The organism is Alcanivorax profundi, from assembly GCF_003597125.1.
GTDB classification, from domain to species: Bacteria; Pseudomonadota; Gammaproteobacteria; order Pseudomonadales; family Alcanivoracaceae; genus Alcanivorax; species Alcanivorax profundi.
Genome location: NZ_QYYA01000004.1, coordinates 129,994 through 142,531, shown reverse-complemented (window position 1 = coordinate 142,531; position 12,538 = coordinate 129,994). Strand labels below are relative to the sequence as shown.

Genomic DNA, 12,538 nt, shown 5'->3' with positions numbered 1-12,538 from the left:
TCTTAGCCTACAACATTACCCAGCTGGAAGATTGGCAGGTACATGGCAACAATCAAGCCACCGATGAGAACCCCCAGTACCGCCATGATCAAGGGTTCCATCATGCTGGTCAGTCCATCGACGGCGTTATCTACTTCGTCTTCATAGTACACGGCGACTTTTTCCAGCATGGCGTCCAAGGCGCCGGATTCTTCGCCGATGGCAGTCATCTGCAAGGCCATGGCCGGGAACACGCCGGTGGCTCGCATGGCGAACTGAAGCTGCTGCCCGGTGGCCACATCATCCTTGATCTGATGCACCGCATTTCGGTACACCACGTTGCCGGTGGCGCCGGCACAGGCATCCAGTGCTTCGATGAGCGGAACACCAGCGGAAAACGTTGTGGACAAGGTTCGTGCATAACGGGCGATAGTGGACTTGAAAGTCAGGTCACCCACGATCGGCAGTTTGAGATAGGTCCGGTCCAGCGCATTCCTGAAGGCTTCAGACTTGCGTTTCAGGGTGCTGAAGCCCACCACGAACGCAATAATGCCGACCAGAATGAACAGGAAGTTGTTACTGAGTCCCTTGGACAGGTTGATCACGAACATAGTGAACGCGGGCAGTTCGGCGCCAAAACCTTCAAACAAATCCTGAAATACCGGCACCACCTTCAACAGCAGGATGGCGGTCACAATAACAGCGGCGACCACGACGGTGGCAGGATACTTCATGGCCTTCTTGATTTTTTGCTTGAGGGCTTCGCTTTTTTCCTTGTACAGGGCAACCCGGTCCAGCATGGTTTCCAGTGCGCCGGCCTGCTCCCCTGCATCAATCAGGCTACAGTACAGGTCGTCGAAGTAATCCGGGTGCTTTGAGAGGGCGCCGGCAAAGTTATTCCCGCCTTCCACTTCCACTTTGAGCTTGAGTACAAGGTCTTTCATTGACGGGTTATCCAGCCCATCGGCAACAATTTCGAAGGCCTGTACCAGGGGAACCCCGGCTTTCATCATGGTTGCCATCTGGCGGGTAAAGATAGCGATGTCCATTGGCTTGATTTTCTTCTTGCCGCCAATGTTGATTTCCCGCTTCTTTACCACCTTCTTGGCATTGATGCCCTGTTTACGCAATTCTGCGCGAACCAGTGCAGGGCCTTTGCCGGAGGTTTCCCCCTTGACCTTCTTCCCTTGTCGGTCTATGCCTTCATAGAGAAAGGTTGCGTTTTTTTGTTCTGCTGCTTTCGTTGCCATAATTAATGTCCGCTTGTTACACGGTTAATTTCTTCCAGGCTGGTTATCCCCTGCATGACCTTGACCAGGCCCGACCGGTGCAGGTCATTGAAGCCATCTTTTCTACACTGGTCGGCAATTTCAATGGAGTTGCCTTCCTGCATGATGATACGGGCAATACCGTCTGTGATCCGGACAACCTCATACACCCCCAGTCGTCCCTTGTAACCGCCTTTGCACTTTTCACAACCAACGGGGCCATAAACAGTAAAGCCGCTGGCGACATCTTCTTCCGTGAAACCCATCTCAAGCAGTGATTGTTTCGGGATATCCACGCTTTCCTTGCAGTATTCACACAACCGCCGTGCCAGACGCTGGGCGATGATCAAAATGACCGAGGTAGCAATATTGAACGAGGGGACACCCATGTTCCGCAGACGGGTTAATGTTTCCGGCGCACTGTTGGTATGCAGAGTCGACAGCACAAGGTGACCTGTCTGGGCGGCCTTGATGGCGATGTTGGCGGTTTCCAGATCCCGGATCTCCCCTACCAGAATGATATCTGGATCCTGGCGCAGGAAGGCGCGCAAGGCAGACGCAAAATCCATTCCCTGCTTGGGATTGACGTTAACCTGGTTGATGCCTTCCAGATTAATCTCCACAGGGTCTTCTGCCGTCGAGATGTTGCGCTCAGGGGTGTTGAGAATGTTTACCCCAGTATAAAGAGAGACGGTTTTACCTGACCCGGTGGGCCCGGTGACAAGAATCATGCCCTGCGGCTTATGCAGCGCATCAAGGTACAGCTGCTTCTGGCCCTCTTCATAGCCAAGGGCATCAATGCCCATCTTGGCGGACTCGGGATCCAGAATTCGCAGAACGATTTTCTCGCCAAACAGGGTCGGGCAGGTGTTTACCCGGAAGTCGATTGCCCGGGTCTTGGAGATTTTCAGTTTGATCCGCCCATCCTGAGGCACTCGCCGTTCAGAAATGTCCAACCGGGACATTACCTTAAGGCGCGCGGCCAGCTTGCTGGCTATGTTGATGGGAGGCTTGGATACGGTCTGCAAAATGCCATCTTGGCGAAAGCGAACCCGGTAGGATTTTTCATAGGGCTCAAAGTGAAGGTCTGAGGCGCCACCTTTAATGGCGTCCAGCAGTAACTTGTTGACGAAGCGGACGATAGGAGCATCGTCGGAGCCAGACTTGGTTTCGTCGTCCTTCTCTTCCGCCGCACTGATATTCAGGTCATCAAGACCGTCATCCAGATCATCAAAGGCGCCCTCATCGGCCTCGGACTCCAGATTGTCGATCCAGTGGGTGAGTTTGTCTTCCTCAACAATAATGGTTTCGACATTCAGACCCGTATTAAAGCGGATCTCTTCCAGTGCGGGGAGATTGGTCGGATCGGCCACGGCAACATATAAGCGGCTGCCACGGCGAAACAGGGGGAGAACATGGTGTTTGGTGATCAGTTTCGGATCGACAAGGTCCCTGATCAGGCTGTCTCGCTGGAATGCGCTCAAATCAAGAATTGGGTCGCCAAACTCTTCCGCTACGGCATTGGCCACGACTTTGGCGGACAGCTTGCCGGATTCCACCAGCTTGTGGACCAGGCTGACCCGTTCCTGGCGAGCCTGTTGCTGTATTTCCTGAATGGCATCGGCGGTCAGCAGCTCCTGCTTTAGTAATCGCTGCGGCAAACCACTGAAAGTGACGTTCTGACTGGCCATGGCACCCTGCTTGTTATTGCTTAGAATGGTCGGTATGCCCAACACTTTTTTCGTAACATACCGTTTGTGGTGGGCAGAGGGAAGGCCGGGGGTCGGAAAATCAGCATCTTGCGAGGGGTTTCTCATATAAGGTCCCAAGAGTGTGTTTGCAGTGACAAGGAAAGTCATTAATTCCTGGGGGTGTGACAAAATGGGTCACCTAGTGACAAGGTGTGTGAGAGGCTTGCCGTGGCGTACGGTTTCAAGGTGCTGGTTCGAAAACGGCGAGCCTAGGCCAAAAGGCAGGGAATTCGGGGGTTGAAACAGAAAAAAGTCTGAGATAAAAAAGTTGGCCCGGTCCATGCATTTGTACCGGCAGATGCTCGCCAGGGGTGAGCTCAATAAGAAATTTGCCAAAAGTTGGAGAAACGACATGAAGAAGCAAATGCAACAGGGTTTCACCCTTATCGAACTGATGATCGTGGTTGCCATCATCGGTATCCTGGCTGCCGTAGCGATTCCGCAGTACCAGAACTATGTGTCCAAGTCTCAGGTTAGCCGTGTAATGGGTGAAGTTGGCGCCCTGCGTACCGTGGTTGAGACCTGCATGATGGAAGGCAAGGACGACACCGACTGTGATTTCGGTTGGAGCAGCAGCAACCTGCTGGGTGCTGACTTGCAAGACGGTCTTTCTGCATCTATTGACCTGGATGCTAACACCGCTGAGCTGGAGGCCACTTTCGGTGGTAACTCCTCCGCTGCAATCAACGGTGATACCCTGACCTGGTCCCGTGCAGAGACTGGCACCTGGACCTGTACTACTTCTGCAGATGAAAAATACCAGCCTGCCGGTTGTGGCGAGGCAGCAGCCGGTTCTGGTGGCTGATCCAACCTGCAACAAGCTTAACGCAAAAGGGCACCCATGAGGTGCCCTTTTGCGTTGTGGTGTTCCGTATATGTCTGAATTCAAGTTATCAAAGACAGCGCTACTCCTCCTTTCTGTTTCGCTCCTTATGCTGGCTGCGGTGGTTCATTTATCGACAACCCGGCTAAAAGAGGTCAATCGAGCCTTTTTCCCTTTGGAGTCTGCTGTTTCGAATCTGACCCTGCGCTGCTCAGAAGGCAGTCCTTTGTGGTTAGAGTCGGCCCTTATTTCGGCTGTTAAGGATCTGAAGGCGCTTTCTGGGCAGGTAGCCTTGGTGCGTAGCGATGGTTCTGTAGGCCACTGTGAGATAGGGGGGCTTCAGCGGTTTGAGTTCCTGGGAGAACGGGTTTCGGTTCAAACCCGGTTTCGCTACGGAAGCCTGACCAAGCCGATTACAGCCGCAGCGGTAATGCGTGCTGTAGCCGATGGGAAAATCGGGCTGGATTCTGAGATTGACCAGATTCTATGGAATGGTAATGGCCATCAAGAAAAAATAGATTGGCCGTTAAAAGTACAGGTTGGAGATCTTCTTTCTCATCGATCGGGTTTTTATCAGAGGGATAGAGATTCTGTTTTTGTCGTTGGTGATAAGCCGTGGTGCCCTTATTCAATGGCAAATCTGGCCAGCTTAAAAGTAAATCGAGATCGGCCTGTCGAGTATTCGAACCTGAATTATTGTTTATTGGGTGTGATGCTCGAAAAGGTGTATCAAAAAAAATATCGAGAGCTGGTCAATGAATTCTTTGATTTAGAAGGGAGGGGGATCAAGTTTGCGGAGTATCGGTATGAGAAGGATGAGGTATGGCATGATTATCGATATAACCAAATGTACAGTGAAATAAACCGTGGAAAGTTTGACTTTTATGCGATTTCTTCAGGTGCGGGAATGACAGGGAGTGCCTATTCTTATGCGTTTCTAATGCACGAAATCGTCATGTCAGATCTTGGCTCGCTGCTACTGCAAGGGCGCCCAGACAGTTGTGATAATAAGGCGATAAGAAACTGTTTCGGTTATGCGTTCTATGAGTATTCTCCCCGTGTCGGTGAATTATTGTATGTCAAGGAAGGGTATCTGCCCGGCGCTGCAGGCGTTGTTGCCCTGAGCCAGTTTGGTGATGTGTTTGTCTGGCTTGGTAATTCTGATACTGAAAATGCCGCTTCAGGCGAATTGATGAAAAAGTTCTTGGTACGAATAAGCAATCATATTCATGGAATTTAGAGAAGGGCCACTTGGTGACTAAAAGAAAAATTTTCAACGATGTGGTTTTGATTTTGGTCGTTTTGGCAGTAGTTCCTAATGCGATTTGGTGGGGGTTTTCTGGTTATTTCGAAATGGGGAGGCCATTTTTCAATGTGGATTATTTTTTTTCTGCATTGGTAATGGTTTTTATGTCTCGATGGGTTGGGGCGGTTCTTGTCGTTTTGGCATTTTTCTTTGATGCCTTGGCTCTGGTTGGCCAGGTTTTTCCGATTATTGATGTATTTGATTTGCTTTATTTGGCCAGGTTTATTCCTGTTGCGCCGTGGTCTTACCAGGTGTTTGCCGGGTTTTCGGTTTTGTTCTGCTTGGGGTTTGTCTCTCTGTCTTTGTATAGTTTATTCCGCGTAGATAAAACGGTTTTTCTTGTTGTTATTAACGCTTTTGTTTTGCTGTATGCGGCGGAATCTATTTTAGGTGAGGATAGCGGAGAAAAAGTTTGGAGAGTCTCCAAAACTGGATTGATTGGCAGTCAATGGGTGTTTGCATTTGAAAGTCGGCAGGGGGCATTTTTTGATCGGTTTGACGATGAGGGTGTCGCCTTCGCGGAAGAGCCAAACTTTGGCGTTACCGAGGTTTTTTTTCAGGGAAGAGGTGAAAAACCAGAAAAAATACTATTGATTGTCGCAGAGTCATGGGGGGTCAGTGAGTCAGCGGTAATGAAAGCTGTTCTTGAGCCGTTGTATTCTGAAAATTCAGTAATCTCTAAAATCTCTCAGGGGGATATCGACTTCTCCGGTATTACTATTGACGCGGAAATGAGAGAGCTTTGTGCGCTTAGGCCATTACATTTTAGTTTTAAGGATCGCGATGAGCTATCTATGTGCCTGCCTAACATTTTAAAGAAAGATGGTTATAAAACATTTTCTATGCACGGAGCAGCGGGTTTGATGTACGACCGAACCAGTTGGTATCCCAAAGTCGGTTTTGACTCAGCAGTTTTTTTTGAGAGTAAAGTCTGGGAGAGGCGCTGCTATTCTTTTCCTGGTGCTTGTGATGCGGATATGTTTGAAGAATTGCAGGGAGCGTTCGAACAAGAAGGGAAGGTTTTTTATTACTGGCTAACGTTAAATAGTCACTCCATATATGACTTGAGGGATCTAGATAAGAGAAGGGTCGATTGCGAGAAGCTTGGTATTGGAGATGAAACGCAGTCATGCCGAAACCTAAACCTTCACGCGCAATTCTTTGCGAACCTTGCGGAGTATGCGCAAAACCCATTCATGTCGGGGGTTGCTGTGATTGTGGTTGGAGATCATGAGCCTCCAATTCTTGATCATGCGGAAAAAACAAGAAATTTTAAAAAAGGTAAGGTTCCATGGGTAAGGTTTTTGATTGGAAACGGCGAAAGGGAAATGTGATGGGGAGTGTTTTCATGTTTCCCGAGTTTGGGGGGTTGGGGCTAAAAGAAAAAGTGCTATGTGGAATGGCGTTTGTAGCGTTTTTCTTGTTTGGGGTAATAAATGGGGATGCAGTTTACTGGAATAACTCAAAGGTAACAGCTATTGAGATGGTGTTCTCAGTTTTGGTGCTATCTGCTTTCGGGGTAAGAGACTTTGTCAGGAGTCCTTATGTCTGGATAGCTGTTTTTTTCTTTATAGCTGTACTTGGAATTAATTTGGTAGGAGGGGATTGGGGGCGAGCATCAGGGATGGCTGCTCACTTCCTGTTTTTTGCGGCTACTTTTGTACTCGTATCCCGTATTCATTCTGCTGCTTTGGCTGTTTTGCTGGGAGTTGCTGCCGGTGCAGTTTGGGGCGGGATTAGGATGATTGTGGCGTGGTATTTGATGGAGTTTCCATCAGGTTTTGATTGGCTTAATGACCCTCCCGGTTTTGCAAATATAAGACACTTTGGGTATTTGCTTTGCGTTGCTTCTGTTGTTGGTTATTGGGGTGGAGCCAAAGTGACTCTTTCGAGTAAGCTGCTGTTTTGCTTGGTTTTTTTCTTCTCTTTTTCTTTGATGCTTTGGTCTGGGGCTAGAGGGGCAATTCTGGCTTCCGTCTCCGGTTGCTTTTTTCTCTTTGTTATTTTTGAAAGGCTTCGCGCTCCAGGGGTGATGGTTTTGTATATAGGCCTTTTGGTGGCAGCTATGGCGGTTTCTGCTAAATTTCCTGTAGACCAAAAAGGTATGGGTTGGGTAAAGGCATTTGATCGAAGTGTTCAAGTTAAGAGTCTTAACGGAATAAGTACGAATCGGTTTGCGATATGGGCAGACAGCGTTCATGAAATAAAGCAACACCCATTCTTGGGTAATGGTGGTGAGGCATTTGTGCGTGCTTTTCCTGATGGCTTTGCGGTTCAGGCGCATAACGGCTTTCTGCAGGTTACTTTGGAATGGGGGGGCATATTTTCAGTGATTTTCTTCACTGTGGTGTTGTCTTTGTTCCTGCGGGGGGTTGTGTGTTGCAGAAGGGGGAGGGCAGATTCTGTCTACCTCTATGCCGGCCTTTCTCTCTTCTCAACCTTGTTCGTACTCTCTTTGTATGATGGCGTTTTTTATCATGCAATGCCTTCGGCAATTTTTTCTGGAGCGTGTGCGATCATTTTGGCAGAAGTGAAGAGACTCCAAGCGCCATTGAGTAGTTGAGTTGGGAGTAAAATGAAAAACTCCCTTCCAGCAATTCGTGTGTAGGCAATCTTCCGCAGGGTGATACTGCAGAGGCATTGGCGAAGCCCAGAGTCAGGGTTGCAACCGCAACGATAGATCTACCGCCTGAATATGCTTGGTGAGTGCGCCGGAAGACAGGAACCAATGGCGGCCGGCAGGCAATACCTTGGCGTTCTCCACAGTCAAGTTGCCGGACACTTCAAGGGCGGATGACGTGGCCATTTGGGCTGCCAGCGCCAACATGTCCGCGCTGAAATTATCCAGCATGATCTGGTCTGGACTCAGCGCTGCTGCCTCCTTCAGTTCTTCGAGAGTTTCCACTTCCACAATGATTTTCTTGTTTGGAGCCAGTGCCCGTGCCCGTTCAATTGCCGCGGTTATGCCTCCGCAGGCAGCTACATGGTTTTCCTTGATCAGGAAAGCGTCATACAGTCCGATGCGATGATTTTCACAGCCGCCACACAGTACGGCATATTTCTGTGCTGCACGTAAACCGGGCAAGGTCTTTCGGGTGTCGAGAATCGTCACGGACGTCCCTGCGACGGTGTCAGCATAGTGGCGGGCGGTGGTGGCGGTGCCCATCAGGGTTTGCAGGAAATTCAGGGCGGTGCGTTCTCCAGTGAGGATCTGGCGGGTATTGCCAATCAGGGTACAGATTGTGCTGTTGGCATCCAGTCTGTCTCCGTCCGTGACATGCCATTGAACCTGAACATCACCTAACTGGTGAAATACTTCATCTGCCCAGGCTTGACCACACATGACAGCGTTTTCACGGGTAATAATGGTTGCGGTGCTGCTGCGATTGGCATCAATGAGTTGTGCGGTGATGTCGCCACACCGAATGTCCTCTTCAAGGGCAAAGGCGACGTTGCGCTGGATGTCATCACGAATGTAGTCAGGTAGTGCGGGCATGTTTTGTTCCGGAATATCGAGCCAGACGGGAACTGCGAGGCAGGCATCAATAGAGCCTGCCGGGCAGTGGTCGTGGGCAAATAAGCATTTATAAATCTGTCAGGGGGCCTTGCGATTAAAAAACTCGCGGCTCAGCTGAAGCACAATGGGCGATAATAATAGCAGAGCGATCAAGTTGGGTACCGCCATCAGGATATTCATGATGTCGGCGAGCGCCCAAACGAAATTCAGGCTGACCACGGCGCCCAGAGGTATGGCGATTACCCAGACGACCCGAAACGGCATGACGGCCTTGGGGCCAAACAGGAATTGGGTGCACCGTTCGCTGTACAGGCTCCAGCCTAGCAGGGTGGTAAAAGCAAAAATGGCGAGACTGCAGGCAACGATGGCATTGCCAAGGTCGCCAAAAGTGGCAGAGAACGCCATGGCGGACAGTGGTGCGCCCTCTGCACCGCTGGTCCAGACCCCGGTAGATACGATTGCCAGTCCGGTAATGGAGCAGACAATAATGGTGTCGATAAAGGTGCCCAGCATCGCGATGGACCCCTGGCGAGCAGGATGGTCGGTGTTGGCAGAGGCGTGGGCGATGGGCGCGCTGCCAAGGCCGGCTTCATTGGAGAAAATGCCCCGGGCAACACCGAAGCGGATCGCTTCTTTCACCAGTGCACCGGCGAACCCGCCGGCCGCGGCTGTCCCGGTAAACGCGCTTTCGAAGCAGAGCGCCAGGGCGTCCGGGATGGCGCTGGCGTGGTCCACCAGCACGATCAGGCCTGCCAGCAGGTAGGCCAGTGCCATGAAAGGCACGATGAAGGTCGCCACCGTGGCGATCCGTTTCATGCCGCCCAGTACGACAAGTCCGACCAGCACGGCCAGAGTGACACCGGTGACCCAGGTGGGTAGGCCAAAGCTGTCACTTAACCCGTGTGCCACCGAGTTCGCTTGCACACTGTTGCCAATGCCGAAGCCTGCCAGCATGCCGAACACCGCAAAGGCCAGGGCCATCCAGCGCCAGTTTCGGCCGAGACCATTCTGAATGTAGTACATGGGGCCGCCGACATATTGGCCGGCAGCGTCTTTTTCGCGGTAATGCACGGCCAGTACGGCTTCCGCGTATTTGGTGGCCATGCCGACCAGGGCGATCAGCCACATCCAGACCAGTGCGCCCGGGCCGCCAGAGTGGATAGCGGTGGCAACCCCGACAATATTGCCGGTGCCGATGGTGGCAGAGAGAGAGGTGGCCAGTGCGGCACTGGCGCCAATGGTGCCAACCCCTGTCTGGGGGCCAAACATCTGGCGAAAACCAAAGCCCAGCTGGCGCAGGGGAAGGAAGCGAAGAACCAGTGTCAGGTAGATGCCGGTGCCGGCGATGAGGATGAGTGCCGGCCATCCCCACAAAATACCACTTATCTGTTTGAGAATTGTAACGGTTGCATCCATGGCTATCGTCCAGAACCCCTGAAAAGCCTTAGGCTAGGGGAATTCGCCGGGCATGAAAAGCGTTGGCAGGTCAGGAAGCCAAACCTATACTTTGGTTCATGTGCCAACTAGTTCAAAATTCGTATGCTTGGTTGTGTGGTAAGTTATAAGTATCAAATTATTTGTCCCGATGAGGCGGACTCGCCGCTGGGGGTTCCATGTCCAATGTCACCAAACTCAAGCCTGTGACCGGCAATGCGGCACCAAGCCAGCTGCCGCGTCCGCTGGAAAAGGTCCGTGATGGCTACCTGAAACTGGTATCTGCCTATTTGAGTGACATGCTGGATGGGGCTGACGATGCCCTTTACGATCTGGCAGAGAAGGAAACGGATAACGAGCGCGAACGCTATTTCGAGGCCATGCGAGAGCTGCGTATCCAGCGGGCGGGCCTTGAAACCGGTTTCCGTCAGTCATTGGTTAATCAGTTTCAGGGAATGAAGCCTCTATCCGAAGCGCCTTCGGCTCTGGATGCGCCGGTAGATCTGGACTCTCTGAGCCTGGTGAATGAAGATGAGCTGGAAACTTCCGTTGCGCTAGACAATATGGCTCGACGCGCCAGAAACGGCTGCGATGAGCAGATGCGAGTACTTACTCACCGCATTGAGTACTTGCTGGAAGGCAAGGTTTCTCTTTCTGAAAAAAATAATCCCCTGGAACCCCGCAAACTGATGTCGGCCTTTAACGATGGGCTTGAGAAGCTCTCTATCGACATCAAGGCCCGCCTGATCGTGCTGAAGTTGTTTGAGCGCGAAGTCATGGCCGAAACAGGCTATATGATTAGCGAGGCGAACAAGATCCTGATTGATGCCGGGGTACTCCCGGATATGAAATCGGCTCCTATCGCGCCTGCTCGTAAGCCGGGTAATCGTTCGCTGGGGCGCTCCGCCGAGGGTGGCGAAGGGCATGCCATGGGCGGCGGGCAGATGAATGACCAGATGTTCGGGTTGCTGCAGGAGCTGCTGGTCACCATGCGCGGGATGCAGGGTGGTGGTGTGTCTCCAGCCACGGGGGCAGGTGGCGCGGCAGCTATGAATGCGCCCATGGCGGTAATGCAAAATGGCGTTCCTTATATGAACGGTGCGCCAGTGGCCAATCCTGCGTCGGTTCATCAGGTCAGCTCGGATGATTTGCTGGGAGTATTGAATCGTCTGCAGCGGGTGGAGCGTAGCCTTGATGATCAGGAGGGTGAGCGGGTCACTCTTAAGGAAGATCTGTCCGAGATGCTCGATACTGAGCACGGAGAAGCCATTCATGCACTGGACCAGGCAGATGATGATGTCATTAATCTGGTTTCCATGCTGTTTGACTTCATTCTCGATGACGAAGGCTTGCCGTCGGATATCAAGGCGTTATTAGGGCGTTTGCAGATTCCGCTGCTTAAAGTCGCCATCACCGACAAATCCTTTTTCAGCAATGACAACCATGAGGCGCGCCAGCTGCTCAACATGCTGGCCCGGGCGGGATGTCAGTGGGATCCCCAGCAAGGGATTCAGGATGACCTGTATCAACGGATTAATCAGGCGGTCCATCGAATCATCGATGACTTCGAAGATGATGCCAGCCTTTTCGCCTCACTTTTACAGGAGTTTCAACACTTCTTCGATGGGCAGAAGTCTCGCTCAGAGAAGGTGGAGCAGCGTGTTCGGGAGGCGGAAGAAGGGAAGGCCCGGGCTGAACACGCGCGCCAGGAAGTGGTTGCCGTCCTTGATAAGCGCATGGCGGGACGCAAGCTTCCCGATGTCGTGGTCCGCTTATTGCGCCAGGGCTGGCAGCAGGTGCTCTACCTGACCTGGTTGCGAGAAGGTGAGCAGAGTGCGGATTGGCAGCAGCACGTGAAGGTGGTGGATGCGGTAGTCTGGAGTGTCCTCGAGCACCGCGATCAGGCTGCGTTGGAAAAGCTCAAGGCGCTCAGCCCGAAACTGTTGAAAACGTTGCATGACGGCCTTTCCCGGATCAGCTACGACGAGGCAGAAACTCGCCAGTTGCTGGTGTCTTTCCGTGATGTTCACCAGCAGTTGCTCAAGGGGCTCCAAACTGAGAGGGTGGCGGTGAAGGCAGAAGAAACTGCAGAGCCTGAGCCCGAAAAGGCAAGTTTGCCTGACAATCATTTCCTGGTGAAAAAGGCGTCCCAGCTGGCCCCTGGCCAGTGGATTGAGTTGCTGGACGCAGAAGAGCCTCGCCGAGCCAAGCTCGCGGCCAATATTCGTGCCGGGCTGAAACTGGTTTTCACTAACCGGCGCGGGATCAAAGTGCAGGAATTTTCTGCTTACAGCCTTGCCGTTGCCCTGCATGAAGGGACTGCTAAACTCATTGAGGAAGGCGCCCTGTTTGACCGGGCCCTGGAAGCTGTCATCGGTGATCTGCGCAAGATGCAGGCGGGCATGCAACATTAACAGGGCTGCCTGCCCGGGCTCCGCTAGCCGCTGACATCCGTCATTG

At 52.0% G+C, this 12,538-nt stretch carries 9 protein-coding genes and 1 pseudogene; 6 read left to right on the top strand and 4 right to left on the bottom strand.

Going from position 1 to position 12,538, the window contains the following annotated elements:
- Positions 1–2: 2 nt before the first annotated feature.
- Together D4A39_RS13295 and pilB are read right to left on the bottom strand one after the other, a co-directional pair.
- Positions 3–1,229, bottom strand: a complete 1,227-nt coding sequence (locus tag D4A39_RS13295; RefSeq protein ID WP_022985003.1) for a type II secretion system F family protein — start codon at positions 1,227–1,229, stop codon at positions 3–5.
- A 2-nt stretch (positions 1,230–1,231) separates the two neighbouring features.
- Positions 1,232–2,938, bottom strand: coding sequence for a type IV-A pilus assembly ATPase PilB (pilB, locus tag D4A39_RS13290; RefSeq protein WP_022985004.1), 1,707 nt, complete (start codon positions 2,936–2,938; stop codon positions 1,232–1,234).
- 412 nt (positions 2,939–3,350) lie between these two features.
- Between pilB and D4A39_RS18840 the strand changes: the two are divergent.
- The 5 genes and pseudogenes from D4A39_RS18840 to D4A39_RS13270 form a co-directional block, all read left to right on the top strand.
- A pseudogene (locus D4A39_RS18840) lies at positions 3,351–3,468 on the top strand (pilin); the annotation flags it as partial.
- Positions 3,469–3,482: 14 nt separating this feature from the next.
- Entirely contained in the window at positions 3,483–3,803 is a 321-nt protein-coding gene (locus D4A39_RS13285) for a pilin (RefSeq protein ID WP_438502577.1), read from the top strand.
- A gap of 70 nt (positions 3,804–3,873) precedes the next feature.
- Complete coding sequence (locus tag D4A39_RS13280) at positions 3,874–5,061, top strand: serine hydrolase domain-containing protein (RefSeq protein WP_119918345.1); 1,188 nt, start codon at positions 3,874–3,876, stop codon at positions 5,059–5,061.
- A gap of 14 nt (positions 5,062–5,075) precedes the next feature.
- Positions 5,076–6,461: a sulfatase-like hydrolase/transferase gene (locus D4A39_RS13275; protein WP_119918343.1), complete on the top strand. Its 1,386-nt coding sequence runs from the start codon at positions 5,076–5,078 to the stop codon at positions 6,459–6,461.
- Positions 6,419–7,690 carry an O-antigen ligase family protein gene (locus D4A39_RS13270; protein WP_119918341.1) on the top strand — a complete coding sequence of 424 codons (1,272 nt, stop codon included), beginning with the start codon at positions 6,419–6,421 and terminating at the stop codon, positions 7,688–7,690. Before D4A39_RS13275 ends, D4A39_RS13270 begins: the two co-directional genes overlap by 43 nt.
- A gap of 93 nt (positions 7,691–7,783) precedes the next feature.
- Here the strand turns inward: D4A39_RS13270 and nadC are convergent, their stop codons facing one another.
- Together nadC and D4A39_RS13260 are read right to left on the bottom strand one after the other, a co-directional pair.
- Entirely contained in the window at positions 7,784–8,623 is an 840-nt protein-coding gene (gene nadC / locus D4A39_RS13265) for a carboxylating nicotinate-nucleotide diphosphorylase (protein WP_119918339.1), read from the bottom strand.
- Positions 8,624–8,722: 99 nt separating this feature from the next.
- Positions 8,723–10,060 carry an alanine/glycine:cation symporter family protein gene (locus tag D4A39_RS13260; RefSeq protein ID WP_022985010.1) on the bottom strand — a complete coding sequence of 446 codons (1,338 nt, stop codon included), beginning with the start codon at positions 10,058–10,060 and terminating at the stop codon, positions 8,723–8,725.
- Positions 10,061–10,257: 197 nt separating this feature from the next.
- On the opposite strand from D4A39_RS13260, the gene D4A39_RS13255 reads away from it, so the two are divergent.
- Entirely contained in the window at positions 10,258–12,492 is a 2,235-nt protein-coding gene (locus D4A39_RS13255; protein ID WP_022985011.1) for a DUF1631 domain-containing protein, read from the top strand.
- The last annotated feature ends 46 nt before the right edge of the window (positions 12,493–12,538 follow it).